This is a genomic window from Bradyrhizobium sp. Kon69, assembly GCF_055807515.1.
Genome location: NZ_JBVVOS010000015.1, coordinates 1 through 13,205 on the forward strand (window position 1 = coordinate 1; position 13,205 = coordinate 13,205).

A 13,205-nucleotide genomic window follows, 5' to 3' on the forward strand; every position below is an offset into this window, starting at 1 on the left:
AAGACCGTCTCCATCACCTCCGGCGCTGCGACGATCTCCACGAGCGCCAGCCAGCCAGGTGCTGCCGTCTCGACCGCTGTCGGCGGCGCCGTCACGCTGAAGAGCTCGACGGGTGCGGATCTCAGCGTTACCGGCAAGGCCGACCTGCTCAAGGCTCTCGCCCTGACGACGTCTACGGGTGCAGGCAACGCCACCGTCAACGTCGCACGGACCACGAGCTCGGCCTCACTGGGTGCGACGATCACGGACGGTTCGTCGCTGAACGTCGATGGTCACACCATCACCTTCAAGAACGCGCCGATCCCGGGCTCGACCGGTGCTCCGAGCGTTCCGAGCGGCTTCGGTGCCAGCGGTAACATCCTCACCGACGGCAACGGCAACTCGACGGTCTATCTGCAGGCCGGCACGGTCAACGACGTGCTGAAGGCGATCGACCTTGCCACCGGCGTGCAGACCGCGACGATCAACGCCAACGGCACCGCGACGCTTGCGACCGCCACAGGCCAGTCGAACTCGACGATCAATACGTCCGGTCAGCTGAAGCTCTCGACCGGCATCAATGCCGATCTGACGATCACGGGCAGCGGCAATGCACTGAACGTGTTCGGTCTTGCCGGCAACACCGGCAGCGCGTCGGCTTTCACCGCGGCGCGCACCTCGGGCGTCGGCGGCATTGCCGGCAAGACCTTGACCTTCTCCGCCTTCAACGGCGGCACGGCGGTCAATGTCACCTTCGGCGACGGCACCAACGGCACGGTCAAGACGCTCGATCAGCTCAACACGGCGCTTCTGGCCAACAATCTGGCTGCCACGATCGACGCCAACGGCCGGTTGACCATCACGGCGTCCAACGACTACGCGTCCTCGACGATCGGTTCGACCGTCGCAGGCGGTGGCATCGGCGGCACGCTGACTTCGGCGCTGACCTTCTCGACGGCTTCCAGCCCCGTCCAGGATGCGGTTGCACAGACGGCCCGTGCGAACCTGGTATCTCAGTACAACAACATCCTGAACCAGATCGACACGACCTCGCAGGACTCCTCGTTCAACGGCGTCAATTTGCTGAACGGCGACCAGCTCAAGCTGGTGTTCGACGAGACCGGCAAGTCGAGCCTCAACATCACCGGCGTGACCTACAACTCCAAGGGTCTGGGCCTCGCGGCCTTGACCGTCGGTGTCGACTTCATCGACAACGCCGCGTCCAACCGCGTGCTGACCAATCTGAACGCCGCGTCGAGCACGCTGCGCTCGGAAGCCTCAGCGCTCGGTTCGAACCTCTCGGTGGTGCAGGTGCGTCAGGACTTCAACAAGAACCTGATCAACGTGCTGCAGACCGGTTCGTCCAACCTGACCCTGTCCGATACCAACGTCGAAGCGGCCAACAGCCAGGCGCTGTCGACCCGCCAGTCGATCGCGGTCTCCGCGCTGTCGCTGGCCAACACTTCGCAGCAGAGTGTGCTCCAGTTACTCCGTTAAGTAGCTGGTATCATTAAATAAAACAAGAGCGGCGGGGTCATTTGCCCCGCCGCTTTTTTGCGTCCGGAGGCGGGCAGGGACGTTCACCGCGCATTAACCCTATCCCTTAAACCGGCGTTAACCATACTTTAAAGGACAGCCTCTAAGACTGGACAAAAGCCCGCTTTCAAGACCGCGCGGCCGATTCGTACCCGGTTCAAGAGGAAGACTCGCCAATGTCCAACATCGTTCTCTCGGCGTCCGTTCGCCAGAACCTGTTGTCGCTGCAGTCGACGGCCGACTTGCTGGCCACGACGCAGGAGCGGCTGTCGACCGGTAAGAAGGTCAACACGGCGCTCGACAATCCCACCAACTTCTTCACGGCCCAGGGGTTGGACAACCGGGCGAGCGACATCGGCAACTTGCTGGATGGCATCAACAACGGTGTGCAGGTGCTCCAGGCCGCCAACACCGGCATCACCTCGCTGCAGAAGCTGATCGACAGCGCCAAGTCGATCGCCAACCAGGCGCTCCAGACCACGGTCGGCTACTCCACCAAATCGAACGTCTCCACCACGATTCCCGGTGCGACGCCCGCCGACCTGCGCGGCACGACCTCCTATGCGAGCGCGACCGCCAAGAGCAACGTGCTCTATACCGGCGCAGCCGGTGGCGTAACTCCGGTCACGGGAACCGCCGCGCTCGGCGCCTCGCTGGGCTCGAACGCCGGCACGAATGTCGGGTTTGCCGCGACCGCGGCCGACGGCACGACGGCACTGTCCGGTACCACCACGCTGGTCGGCACCACGACATCCACCACCTTCGGCGCGCCGCCCGCGGACGGCGACACCATCACGGTCAACGGCAAGACCATCACCTTCCGCACCGGTATTGCCCCGACGACGCAGCCGACCGGCTGGGGCCTCAACCCCAGCGGGCACATCGCCACCGACGGTAACGGCAATTCGATCGTCTACGAGGGAACGCCGGCTGCGCCCGGCGCAACTATCAACGACGTCCTCAGCGCGATCGACCTCGCCAGCGGCGTCAAGACCGCGGCAATCAGTGCAGGCGCGGCAACCATTACGGTCAGCGGCTCGAGCGGTCCGATCGGCACGCTGCAGGTGGCATCGTCCGTCACGGGCGGCCAAGTCACGCTGAAGAGTTCGACCGGCGCCGACCTGAGCGTGACCGGCAAGGCCGACTTCCTCAACAAGCTCGGTCTGACCGCGGCGACTGGCGCGGGCAATGCGAGCGTGACCGCGGACCGATCGACCACCGCGGGCTCGCTCGGTTCCCTCGTTCAGGACGGCTCGACGCTGAACATCGACGGCCACACCATCACTTTCAAGAACGCCCAGTCGCCCCAGTCGGCGTTGAGCGTCACCTCCGGCGGCGTCAACGGCAACATCGTCACCGACGGCAACGGCAATTCGACCGTCTACCTCCAGAGCGCAACGCTCTCCGATCTGCTCAACTCGATCGACCTTGCCACCGGCGTCAAGACCGCCAGCATCTTCAACGGCTCGGCGACGCTGTCGACCACCGCGGGCCAGATCCCCTCGTCGGTCAACAGCAGCGGTCAGCTTGCGCTCTCCACCGGCATCAACGCCGACCTGTCGATCACCGGCACCGGTAATGCGCTCAACGCGTTCGGTCTCAGCGGCAATACCGGAACGGCGACCGCTTTCGCCGCGGCGCGCAACTCCGGTGTTGGTGGCGTCGCCGGCAAAACGCTGACCTTCACCTCCTTCAACGGCGGCACGCCGGTCAACGTCACCTTCGGCGACGGCACCAACGGCACCGTCAAGACGCTCGACCAGCTCAATGTGCAGCTTCAGGCCAATCACCTGACGGCGACGATCGACGCCAACGGCGTGCTGACGGTCACCACCGTCAACGAGTACGCATCCTCGACCCTCGGCTCGAGTACCGCTGGCGGTACGGTCGGCGGGACGCTCTCCGGCGTGCTGGCCTTTACCACCGCGCAGCCCCCGATTCAGGATCCCGTCGCGCAGACCGCGCGCTCCGGCCTGGTCAGTCAGTTCAACAACATCCTGGCGCAGATCGACACGACCTCGCAGGACTCGTCCTTCAACGGCGTCAACCTGCTCAACGGCGACACGCTGAAGCTGGTCTTCAACGAGAACGGCAGCTCGACGCTCGGCATCAACGGCGTGGTGTTCAACGCGGCCGGCCTCGGTCTCAGCAATCTCGTTCCGGGCACGGACTTCATCGACAACGGTGCCACCAACAAGGTGCTGGCCAGCCTGAATGCCGCCTCGAGCACGTTGCGCTCCGAGGGTTCTTCGCTCGGTTCGAATCTGTCGATCGTGCAGGTGCGTCAGGACTTCTCCAAGAACCTGATCAACGTTCTGCAGACCGGCTCGGCCAACCTGACGCTGGCCGACACCAACGAGGAAGCGGCGAACAGCCAGGCGCTGTCGACCCGCCAGTCGATCGCGGTCTCCGCGCTGTCGCTGGCCAACCAGTCGCAACAGAGCGTGTTGCAGCTGCTCCGCTAATTTCGCGGCGCAAGATCACTCATCGATTTCGCGGCGGGGCTAACGCTCCGCCGTTCATTTTACGCAGATCGCTAAGGCAGGATTAGCTGAGATCGACGCACACCAGCGTGACGTGTTTACAGCGTGCACATGCGCGTCTAGCTTGACGACGACGAAGAACTCCGAGACCCGTAATAATCCGGAGTGCTTCCAAGCACACATGTAAGCAAATCTTAAGCGGTGCTGCCTAGGGTCGGGAAACAAATCCTTAAGCGCGTTCAACGGGCTAGGTAACCTCCAGGGTGTGATTGATGTCGAATTCCGCTGCCTCGGCCTACGCGCGTGTTGCAACGACCACCGCATCTCCTCGCGACATCGAAGCGCAGACCCTGCTCAAGGCCGCGAACAAGCTTCAGGATGCGATCAACAGCGCCGAGCCGTTCAGCGAGCAGACCACGCAGGCCCTGATGTTCAATCGCAAGCTCTGGACGATTTTCCTGAGCGAGGCCATGCGCGAGAACAATCCGCAGCCGATCGACGTCCGGCAGAAGATCGCCAACATCAGCGTGTTCGTGCTGAGCCAGACCGCCGCGCTGCAGATGAGCCCGCAGTTCGATCATTTCCGTCCGCTGATCGAGATCAACCGCAATATCGCCGCTGGTCTGTCCGGCCGTCCGTGATCGAGCACGGCTCGTTCCGCTTCGGCAAATTCATGCTGAGGATACCAGCAAGACGCAGATCAGGAACCTCGTCACCGGTCCAGCGATCGGTTCGAGCGATCTCGATGTTGCCGTTGCGACGCTCGACGCCTGATTGTCAGGCGCTGCGGTCCGTGCTGGCCGGACGCGAGGGCTCGGATTTCAAATCCTGCGCATGGAAATAGGCCCGCCGGCGCAGCATTGCTTCGTCGGGGAACTGGTTGACCACCGCGTCGGTCCTGTCGTTGACGACCTGGAAGACGAACGACGCCGCCGCCTGGTCGAACACGACCTGGCGTGAGACGTTCTCGTTGCTTCGCAAGTCATTGCGTGCAGGCGCGCTCGCGTCGCCAGCGGCCACTGTCTGGCTCACGGGCAGATCGGTTTGCACGGCCTCGTTCGCCGCCGCATTCGACGTCGTTACGATCTGCACGGCAACCGGTATCCCCACCGGCCTGATGCTGAAATCTGTACTCATGGCAGCCTCCTGGTTGCCTCACGTGAGTCAAATCCCAACCCCTCTCAATACGCAACCATGGAACACCGGGATTGAACATCCGGTAAGGAAACGTGGCTAACCGCGCGACGATGTTGCCGCGCGGTTTTTCGTAAAATTGTTGCTTGTTGTTGCGCGCGCTCAGAGCGAGCGGCTGACCGCGAGCGGCGTGATGTGACGCGGGCCCGGCGTGGCGCGGCGTCCCGCGGCCGTGTAGGTGTTCGGCACGTTGCGCTTCTGGATCTCGGCGTTGACGCCGCGCACGACGCTCTCCGATACGGCGTGAGCGGTTGCGAGCACGGTGAGGTTGACCTGGAGCATCGCGCGGAATGCATCGTGGTTCCGATGCAGCGTCGAGAGCAGCTCGGGCGCGGATTTGGCGAGCTGGGCCTGGTTCGCCTTCAACTGGGTGACGGCGCCGACATAGTTTCGCGACAGCTCCTGCTTCTTGCTCTCGAGGGTCATCGCCTCGCGGACCTGTCCGGCGCGCACGAGCTCGGTCTCGCGCTCGATCAAGCCGAGCAGGGCACTCATCGCATCCATCAGCTGCTCGGCAATCTTGCGCGCCTCGGCGCTGCCGGCTGCGGTGTTCGGGCGCTGCGCTTGCACCGGCTGACGCGAGGCGTTGAAGTGATTCATCTCGTTTGACCTTATGCCGTGCGGATCGTTTTTGCCTGCTGCATGATCAGGGTGCGATAGACGTCGGTGGCGATGCCGACGCCGCCGGCGTTGGCGAAGTTCTTGGAATATTGCTCGGTCAGCATCGAGCGCCACACGCCGGTGCCAGGGGTGTCGCCGAACGGGCCTTCGCCCTTCAGGCCCGAGGTCATCTGCGAGAACATGCTGTTGAGGAACATCGCCTCGAAGTCGGTGGCGATCTTCTGCGCCTTGGCCTGCTGCTTCGGCGAGACCTTTTGCAGTGCCGCCGCGAGATCGAAGTCCGGCCGGCCGTTGCGGCTCTCCACCGTGAAGGCGGAGCTGGCGACCCGTGCGGTGTTGACCATGCCGGTCTGCATCACATCACCTCGATGTCGGCTTCGATCGCACCGGCGGCCTTGATCGCCTGCAGGATGCTGATGAGATCGCGCGGGCCGATGCCGAGACCGTTGAGGCCGTCGACGAGCTGCTGAAGCGAGACGCCGTCCTTGACGACGGCGAACTTCTTGCCGTCCTCGGTGACACTGACGCTGCTGCGTGGTGCGACCACGGTCCGGCCCCGGGACAGCGGGTTGGGCTGGCTGACCTGCGGGCTCTCGGAGATCGTGACGGTGAGGTTGCCCTGTGCGACCGCAACGGTGGCGACGCGGACGTCGCGGCCCATCACGATGATGCCGCTGCGTTCGTCGATGATGATCTTGGCGGCGAGATCCGGATCGACCTGGAGCTGCTCGATCTCGGTGAGAAAGGCGACGACGTTGCCCTTGAACTCCGGCGGGATCGCAAGCTGCACGGTCGATGGGTCGATCGGCTCGGCGGTCTTGACGCCGAGATAGTCGTTGATCGCGGCGGCGATCCGCTTGGCCGTGGTGAAGTCGGCATTGCGCAGCGCAAGGCGGACGTTCGGCAGGCGATTGAGCGCGAACTCGATCTCGCGCTCGATGATGGCACCGTTGACAATGCGTCCGACGGTCGGCACGCCACGCACGATTTTCGCCGCCTCACCTTCGGCCTGGAAGCCGGAGATCGCGAGCGAGCCCTGTGCGACCGAATAGACGTTGCCGTCGGCGCCGAGGAGTGGGGTGACGAGCAGGGTGCCGCCCTGGAGATTCTTGGCGTCGCCGAGCGCGGAGACGGTGACGTCCATGCGCGTGCCCTGGGTGGCGAAGGCCGGCAGATTGCCCGTCACCATCACGGCGGCGACGTTGCCGGTGCGGATGGTGGCGCCCCGGATGTTGACACCCATGCGCTCGAGCATCGCTTGCAGCGACTGCTTGGTGAAGGGGATGTTGTTGAGGGTGTCGCCGGTGCCGTTGAGGCCGACGACGAGGCCGTAGCCGATGAGCTGGTTCTGCCGCACGCCTTCGATGTTGGCGAGATCCTTGATGCGCGATGTCGCGCTTGCAGAATTGACCGAGAGCACCAGCGCTGACAGCGCGGCGCAGGCCACCCCCACAAGTCTCACCCAACGAACGCTTGGCATCCTCTGCTCCCCGAGGCTCCTCAAATCAAAGGACCATCACGACACTCCCATGACGAGCTGGTCCGACGCTGTCCTTGCGAGCGCTGTGCCAACTCGGGGCAGCGGGGGTAGGTCGCTGAATAGGTTGAATAAATCTGTTTCCACCGACCTCAGCCTGTGTTGTCCCTGAGGAGCGAAACTGCCGCCCGTCGGCAGATTTTGCCGGGCTGTTTACGGGCCGTTAACCATAAAACGGCGAATGTGGCGCATCGATCACCCGGATTGCTTCCGATGCGCATCTACGGACCGAACGGCACCACGCTTGGAACGCCGGCCAGCCAGGCCAGGCGGACGAGCTCCGGCACCTTCGTGCTGCCCGACGCCTCGTCGGCGCCGGAGACGCGGGGCGCTGCCGCACCGAAGGCCGCCGCCAACATCGACGGGCTGCTCGCGCTGCAAGGCATCGAGGAGGATCCCGTCGAGCGTCGCAAGCGCTCGGTCGTGCGCGGAAAGACCGCGCTCGACGTGCTCGACGATCTCAAGATGGGACTTCTCTCCGGCAAGCTCGACGCCTCGACCGTGATGCGGCTGCGTGACGCTGCGGCGAACCTTAAATCGTCCTCCGGCGACCCCGGCCTGGATTCGGTGCTGTCCGAGATCGAGCTGCGCGTCGAGGTCGAGCTCGCCAAGGCCGGGCAGGCATAGCGCCTTACGCCGCTTCATCCTTCAACTGCGCGTCGTAGCGGCGCTGGGCGGCAAGCACGTCGTTCAGATTCTGTTCGGCCCAATCGCGCAGTGGATCGACGGCTGCGGCGAGCGTCACGCCGAGTTGCGTGATCGAGTATTCCACGGTCACCGGCACGGTTGCGATGGCGTGACGCTTGAGCAATCCGTCGCGCTCGAGCGACTTGAGAACCTGGCTCAACATCTTCTGCGAAATGCCTTCGATCGTCCGGCGCAACTGATTGAAGCGCATCGGCTCCTCGCGCAGGAGCAGCAGGATCAGCACCGCCCATTTGTCACCGACGCGGTCGAGGATCTGTCGCGTGGGGCAGTTCGCTGCATAGACGTCTGGCTTCATCGTCGGGTCCTCACGATCCATTCCGCTTATTTGGCGGCCGGCGCCGGTTACTCCTGTGTAATCAGGTAAGCACAAAGTGCTCTCTTAACACCAGCGTTCTTTACGATATCTAGTCACTGTTAGTTACCACAAAAGCAAAGGAGCCTTCCATGAAAATCGCAGTTGCCGGCGCCTCGGGCCGGGCCGGGTCGGAGATCACCAAAGAACTGTTCCATCGCGGCCACACGGTTACGGCCATCGCCCGCAACCCCGAAAAGATCGCGGCCCTGTCGAACGTCACCCCCACCAAGGGAGACGTGCTCGACCAGCCAGGCCTTGCCAAGCTGTGGGCCGGGCACGACGTCGCCGTGAGTTCCGTGCACTTCTTGGCCAGCGACGCGCTCAAGCTGATCGGCGCGGCCAGGGACTCCAAGGTCGGTCGCTACCTCGTCGTCGGCGGAGCCGGCAGCCTGGAGGTCGCTCCGGGCGTCAAGCTGGTGACAACTCCCGGTTTTCCGGCTCAGTACAAGGCTGAGGCGGAGGCGGGTTCGGCCTTTCTCGACCTGCTGCGGCAGGAAAAGGAGCTGAACTGGACCTTCATCTCGCCGTCGGCCCTGTTCATCGAGGGGGAGCGCACCGGCAAGTTCCGGCTTGGCAGCGATCAGCTTCTCGCAGATGCGAACGGCAAAAGCTGGATCACCTTCGCGGATTACGCCATCGCGCTCGCCGACGAGATCGAGCGGCCGGCCCATGAGAGGCAACGTTTCACGGTCGGCTACTAGGTCTACGGCCGCTCCCGGACCCTTCAGGATAAAGCTTTCCTGTGCAAGGGCTTGGGGGCGCCGGTCGGGCGATCAGGGAAACGTTGTCTGTCACAGGAGGCCGCTATATAACGCCCCGCTCAGCGGACCCCGTTCCGCGTACGAGTCGTTGCTTAGACAGATAGGCCGCCCTTGGAAAAGTTGAAAAACTACCGACCGACCGAAAAAGAGCCTTTCATGAACGACAGGCAGAAGGAGTACTTCCGCTTGAAGCTCCTCGCCTGGAAGGATGAGATCCTCAAAGAGTCCAAGCTCACCCTGCAAGCGCTGCAGGAGGAGAACGTGAACCACCCCGATCTCGCCGATCGGGCATCGTCCGAAACCGACCGCGCCATCGAACTCCGTGCCCGCGACCGCCAGCGCAAGTTGATCGCCAAGATCGACGCCGCGCTCCAGCGTATCGAGGACAACACCTATGGCTATTGCGAGGACACCGGCGAGCCGATCTCGTTGAAGCGGCTCGAGGCCCGTCCCATCGCAACGCTTTCGGTGGAGGCGCAGGAGCGCCACGAGAAACGCGAGAAGGTCTATCGCGACGAATAGAGTCCGAGCCGCAGCGATGCGGCTCTTTGTTTTTTGAACGCAAGGCGCGCCTTTTCGCGTCGTGATCAGCATTTTGCCTGTCGCTTGCAACCGTGCGTTCGGCGCGCGAGCGGAATCACGAAAAGTGAATCGCGATCAATGGGCTAGACTCAACTCCTCCGAGTTCACGTGAGTTCGGATGAGAAACAGCCTTCACTTCAGGTGCGGGAGGTTTTGCGAGTCGCATCAAGGACATCGACTCGAATGCTGAGGCACTGGTCCAGCAGCTTCACGCATTGCTGCAATCAGGCCTGGTGCGACGCTGCAAGGTGCGCATCCCCATAAAGCCCGGACCAGCTCAATATTTCCTTAAACGCCGGCGCAGCCAATGAGGCTTGCCGTGATGTGGCCGATCAGCGTCCGCAGCTCATTCAGCTCGGGCTGGCAATGACGTGCGGCCGCGCGACCCCCGCGCTTGTCACGCCCCGGCGGGGATGCTGAAGTACCGCCCTCGATTGTGGTGTGTAGGAGCGGGCGCCGATGGACACAATTCTCGCAGCCGCAAAGGCGATCGCGCTGGCGCGCCGCAACCATGCGCCGCTCGCGGTGCTCGAAGTTCCTCCCGCCGATGAAGCCGAGGGCTATCAGGTCCAGCGCGCGCTGCACGATCTGCTGCTGCCGCATGCCGGCCCGCTGGTCGGCTACAAGGTCGGCTGCACCAGCCAGGTGATGCAGGATTACATCGGCATTCCACACCCTTGCGGCGGCGGCGTGTTCCAGAAGGGCGTGCACGACAGCGGCGTCCGGCTCGCGGCTGCCGACTATGTCCGCGTCGGCGTCGAATGCGAGATCGCGGTGCGGCTGAAGCGCAATCTCGCCGCCGGCGAGGCGCCGTTCACGGCCGAATGGGTCGGCGAAGCCGTCGAGGCCTATCATCCCGCGATCGAGATCGTCGACGACCGCTATGTGAAGTGGGAAACGATGGGCGCGCCGACGTTGATCGCCGACGATTTCTTCGCCGCCGGCTGCGTGCTGGGTGAGGTCGTGCCGCGCTCGTCGGTGCCGGACCTGAAGGCGGTCAAAGGCCGCGCCATCGTCAACGGCGAGGAGGTCAGCCACGGCACCGGCGCCGACGTGCTCGGCCATCCCCACAACGCACTCGCCTGGCTCGCCAACCATCTCGCCGCCGAGGGCAAGGGTCTGCACGCCGGACAGCTCGTTCTCACCGGGAGCCTGGTCAAGACGCTGTGGCTGAAGGCCGGCGACAAGGTGCGGATGGAGCTGGACGGGCTGGGCGTGGTGGAGGCGGAGTTTACGTAGGCGCTGCGGGCACCGCGTCGTCATTCCCCGCGAAGGCTGGGAATCCAGTATGCCGCGGCTTCTCGGTTCATCACTGACGTCTCGAAATACGGGATCACTCGCCTTCGCGGGCGATGACAGCTGAGAGGGCGGAGAGGGGGATAGCGGCGTCGCTACAATCGCGCGTGCCTGAGCGCTGTATGCAGCCATCGCCAAAATACATGCGGCCCTCGCCAGGGGAGCTAGCGAGGGCCGCGTTGTACATCGTCGTCCGCGCCTAGGTTCGCGAACACGATGTGGGAGCTCGGGAGAAGCTTAGAAGGGCAGCAGCACGTCCATGACTTGCTGGCCGTAGCGCGGTTGCTGCACGTCCATGATCTGGCCGCGGCCGCCGTAGGCGATGCGGGCCTGCGCGATCTTAGTGGAATCGATGGTATTGTCGCTCTGTATGTCTTCGGGACGGACGATGCCGGCGACGATGAGCTCGCGGATTTCGTAGTTGACGCGGATCTCCTGCTTGCCTTCGACCACGAGGTTGCCGTTGGGCAGGACCTGGGTGACGACGGCCGCGACGTTGGTCTGCAACGCTTCCTTGCGGTCCACGCTTCCTTTGCCCTCGCTGGACGCGGTCGAGTCGGCGGTGAGGATACGGCCGGGCAAGACCTTCTGTGCTTGGGCGCCCAATGTCTTGGCGCCGATGAAGTCAGTGATTCCGGAATCTTCCTTGTTGGTGCGGCTGCGCTGGGTGTCGTTTTCGATATTGGCCTTGTCGGTGATGTTCACGGCCACGGTCAGCAGATCGCCGACCTGATGGGCGCGCTGGTCCTTGAAGAAGGCGCGGCTGCCGTTCCGCCACAGCGAGTTCGGATTGTAGGAGGCGACTTCCGGCTTCGGCATCGGCATCTGCACTGGCTTGTAGCCGGGCTGCGTCGTCGGATTGTCGATCGCCGACAATTTCGGCTGCTCGCCGATCTGCGACAAACGGTCGATCGAGGAGCAGCCGCTCGCCAGCGCGCAAGTCGCCAGCAGCAGGGCAGAGATCGCGATGCGACGGGGACGAAAAGCCGAACTGAACCTGGACATGTCTTACTCTGACTTGGCTGGAGCTTGCGAGACGCGAACTTGCGGGATCTGGGCTTGCGCGATCTGGGCCGGCGATGCCGGGGCCTGGACCAGGTTCCGGACGAGGGCTGCGGTATCGACGGGGGCGGGCGCCTCGTCGCGCTTGAGCGACGAGGTCTGCTCGACCGCGGCCGGCATCGGCGCGGCCTGGCTGGCGCCCTGGACCGTCACCTGGCCGCGGCCGGTGACGACGCCGCTCAGCGTGCGCTTGGTCTGCAGGTTGAGCACGCTGATGGTGTCGCCCTCGGCGCCGCTCTCGATCGCCTTGCCGCGCGTGGTGAGATAGATTCCGGGGACCTGATAGATGACGGTGACGTTCTGGTCGCGCTGCACGAAGTCGGGCTTGACGATGTCGGCGACGCGGATCGGCGTCCCCGCCCGCATCGGCCGGCGGAGCTGCATGCCGAGCGTGCGGTCGCGCGAGGCGGCCTCACCCGTGACCTCGGCCTTTGGTCGGCGCTCCAGGGCGACGTCGGAGGCCTTCAGGAGATCGACACGATCGATGTCGCGCGTCAGCACGGCCACTTCCACCGTCTCGATCGCGGTGCCGGTGAAACGCAGCTTGGTCGGCGCCGGATTGCTGTCGTTGTTGATCTCGAAGGCGATGTCGAAACGGCCGCTGCGGGCGTCGTAGCGGGTTGCGACCGGCTGCAGCACGCCGGTGTTGGAGGCATCCAACCGCATGTCGGCGATGCCGCGGTCGAACGTGACGGTGATGTTGGCGGCGTCGCCAAGTCCGAAGCGGCGCTCGAGCGCCGAGGCGACCGCGGTTTCGAGGTCCTTGTTCACGAGCGTGCGGGCGAGACGGGTGACCTGGACCTCCCTGATGTCGCCGGTCATCACGCCGATCACTTGCTTTGCGCGCAACACCGCCAGCACTTGCGCGACCGGCAGCGCACCGGTGGTGCCGAGATCGGGCGAGCGGTAGACCGGGATCAGCGCGGCCGAGCCGGCATTGTCGACGAGATCGCCGACCCGCACCACGTCCGAGGTCACGGTGATGCTCGCGCGCAGCGTCGGCGTCGCGATGAAATCGTCGGCGGCCCGTGCGGGCAGCGCCAGCACGAGGAGAGCGGAGATGGTGGCGAGGGTGGTGCGGATCATCGTCA

General features: G+C 64.2%; 14 protein-coding genes. 7 read left to right on the forward strand and 7 right to left on the reverse strand.

What is annotated here, in order from left to right:
• From AC0L3U_RS20195 to flaF, 3 genes are all read left to right on the forward strand, one after another.
• The coding region (locus AC0L3U_RS20195; protein ID WP_473362936.1) for a DUF1522 domain-containing protein at positions 1 to 1,476 on the forward strand (1,476 nt) is incomplete at its 5' end.
• Positions 1,477 to 1,691: 215 nt separating this feature from the next.
• Entirely contained in the window at positions 1,692 to 3,980 is a 2,289-nt protein-coding gene (locus tag AC0L3U_RS20200; protein WP_473362937.1) for a DUF1522 domain-containing protein, read from the forward strand.
• A gap of 290 nt (positions 3,981 to 4,270) precedes the next feature.
• Positions 4,271 to 4,639, forward strand: a complete 369-nt coding sequence (gene flaF, locus AC0L3U_RS20205; RefSeq protein WP_007612319.1) for a flagellar biosynthesis regulator FlaF — start codon at positions 4,271 to 4,273, stop codon at positions 4,637 to 4,639.
• A 136-nt stretch (positions 4,640 to 4,775) separates the two neighbouring features.
• On the opposite strand, the gene AC0L3U_RS20210 is transcribed toward flaF, so the two are convergent.
• The 4 genes from AC0L3U_RS20210 to AC0L3U_RS20225 all read right to left on the reverse strand — a co-directional run bounded on the left by AC0L3U_RS20210 (position 4,776) and on the right by AC0L3U_RS20225 (position 7,293).
• Positions 4,776 to 5,135 (reverse strand): hypothetical protein, encoded by a 360-nt coding sequence (locus tag AC0L3U_RS20210; RefSeq protein WP_027518930.1) that lies wholly within the window; start codon positions 5,133 to 5,135, stop codon positions 4,776 to 4,778.
• Positions 5,136 to 5,294: 159 nt separating this feature from the next.
• Complete coding sequence (locus AC0L3U_RS20215) at positions 5,295 to 5,792, reverse strand: hypothetical protein (RefSeq protein ID WP_473362938.1); 498 nt, start codon at positions 5,790 to 5,792, stop codon at positions 5,295 to 5,297.
• Positions 5,793 to 5,803: 11 nt separating this feature from the next.
• Positions 5,804 to 6,169 (reverse strand): flagellar assembly peptidoglycan hydrolase FlgJ, encoded by a 366-nt coding sequence (gene flgJ / locus AC0L3U_RS20220; RefSeq protein WP_473362939.1) that lies wholly within the window; start codon positions 6,167 to 6,169, stop codon positions 5,804 to 5,806.
• Entirely contained in the window at positions 6,169 to 7,293 is a 1,125-nt protein-coding gene (locus AC0L3U_RS20225) for a flagellar basal body P-ring protein FlgI (RefSeq protein ID WP_007602120.1), read from the reverse strand. Before AC0L3U_RS20225 ends, flgJ begins: the two co-directional genes overlap by 1 nt.
• 270 nt (positions 7,294 to 7,563) lie before the next feature.
• Between AC0L3U_RS20225 and AC0L3U_RS20230 the strand changes: the two genes are divergently transcribed.
• Positions 7,564 to 7,977 (forward strand): flagellar assembly protein FliX, encoded by a 414-nt coding sequence (locus AC0L3U_RS20230; protein WP_473347660.1) that lies wholly within the window; start codon positions 7,564 to 7,566, stop codon positions 7,975 to 7,977.
• A gap of 4 nt (positions 7,978 to 7,981) precedes the next feature.
• Here the strand turns inward: AC0L3U_RS20230 and AC0L3U_RS20235 are convergent, their stop codons facing one another.
• Positions 7,982 to 8,353: a winged helix-turn-helix transcriptional regulator gene (locus AC0L3U_RS20235; protein ID WP_473362940.1), complete on the reverse strand. Its 372-nt coding sequence runs from the start codon at positions 8,351 to 8,353 to the stop codon at positions 7,982 to 7,984.
• Positions 8,354 to 8,502: 149 nt separating this feature from the next.
• On the opposite strand from AC0L3U_RS20235, the gene AC0L3U_RS20240 reads away from it, so the two are divergent.
• From AC0L3U_RS20240 to AC0L3U_RS20250, 3 genes are all read left to right on the forward strand, one after another.
• Complete coding sequence (locus AC0L3U_RS20240; RefSeq protein ID WP_473362941.1) at positions 8,503 to 9,114, forward strand: NAD(P)-dependent oxidoreductase; 612 nt, start codon at positions 8,503 to 8,505, stop codon at positions 9,112 to 9,114.
• Between the two features lie 216 nt (positions 9,115 to 9,330).
• Positions 9,331 to 9,696 (forward strand): RNA polymerase-binding protein DksA, encoded by a 366-nt coding sequence (dksA, locus tag AC0L3U_RS20245; RefSeq protein ID WP_008554760.1) that lies wholly within the window; start codon positions 9,331 to 9,333, stop codon positions 9,694 to 9,696.
• Positions 9,697 to 10,215: 519 nt separating this feature from the next.
• Positions 10,216 to 10,995: a 2-keto-4-pentenoate hydratase gene (locus AC0L3U_RS20250; RefSeq protein ID WP_473362942.1), complete on the forward strand. Its 780-nt coding sequence runs from the start codon at positions 10,216 to 10,218 to the stop codon at positions 10,993 to 10,995.
• A 294-nt stretch (positions 10,996 to 11,289) separates the two neighbouring features.
• Here AC0L3U_RS20250 and flgH read toward each other — a convergent pair whose 3' ends face one another.
• Complete coding sequence (gene flgH / locus AC0L3U_RS20255) at positions 11,290 to 12,057, reverse strand: flagellar basal body L-ring protein FlgH (protein ID WP_027567596.1); 768 nt, start codon at positions 12,055 to 12,057, stop codon at positions 11,290 to 11,292.
• A gap of 3 nt (positions 12,058 to 12,060) precedes the next feature.
• Positions 12,061 to 13,200, reverse strand: a complete 1,140-nt coding sequence (gene flgA, locus AC0L3U_RS20260; protein WP_473362943.1) for a flagellar basal body P-ring formation chaperone FlgA — start codon at positions 13,198 to 13,200, stop codon at positions 12,061 to 12,063.
• Between the last annotated feature and the right edge of the window lie 5 nt (positions 13,201 to 13,205).

What these genes read in the sequence shown, in the direction of transcription:
- AC0L3U_RS20200 (WP_473362937.1), top strand. Translation starts at nt 1,692, where the DNA reads ATGTCCAACATCGTTCTCTCGGCGTCCGTTCGCCAGAACCTGTTGTCG.
- flaF (WP_007612319.1), top strand. Translation starts at nt 4,271, where the DNA reads ATGTCGAATTCCGCTGCCTCGGCCTACGCGCGTGTTGCAACGACCACC.
- AC0L3U_RS20210 (WP_027518930.1), bottom strand. Translation starts at nt 5,135, where the DNA reads ATGAGTACAGATTTCAGCATCAGGCCGGTGGGGATACCGGTTGCCGTG.
- AC0L3U_RS20215 (WP_473362938.1), bottom strand. Translation starts at nt 5,792, where the DNA reads ATGAATCACTTCAACGCCTCGCGTCAGCCGGTGCAAGCGCAGCGCCCG.
- flgJ (WP_473362939.1), bottom strand. Translation starts at nt 6,169, where the DNA reads ATGCAGACCGGCATGGTCAACACCGCACGGGTCGCCAGCTCCGCCTTC.
- AC0L3U_RS20225 (WP_007602120.1), bottom strand. Translation starts at nt 7,293, where the DNA reads ATGCCAAGCGTTCGTTGGGTGAGACTTGTGGGGGTGGCCTGCGCCGCG.
- AC0L3U_RS20230 (WP_473347660.1), top strand. Translation starts at nt 7,564, where the DNA reads ATGCGCATCTACGGACCGAACGGCACCACGCTTGGAACGCCGGCCAGC.
- AC0L3U_RS20235 (WP_473362940.1), bottom strand. Translation starts at nt 8,353, where the DNA reads ATGAAGCCAGACGTCTATGCAGCGAACTGCCCCACGCGACAGATCCTC.
- AC0L3U_RS20240 (WP_473362941.1), top strand. Translation starts at nt 8,503, where the DNA reads ATGAAAATCGCAGTTGCCGGCGCCTCGGGCCGGGCCGGGTCGGAGATC.
- dksA (WP_008554760.1), top strand. Translation starts at nt 9,331, where the DNA reads ATGAACGACAGGCAGAAGGAGTACTTCCGCTTGAAGCTCCTCGCCTGG.
- AC0L3U_RS20250 (WP_473362942.1), top strand. Translation starts at nt 10,216, where the DNA reads ATGGACACAATTCTCGCAGCCGCAAAGGCGATCGCGCTGGCGCGCCGC.
- flgH (WP_027567596.1), bottom strand. Translation starts at nt 12,057, where the DNA reads ATGTCCAGGTTCAGTTCGGCTTTTCGTCCCCGTCGCATCGCGATCTCT.
- flgA (WP_473362943.1), bottom strand. Translation starts at nt 13,200, where the DNA reads ATGATCCGCACCACCCTCGCCACCATCTCCGCTCTCCTCGTGCTGGCG.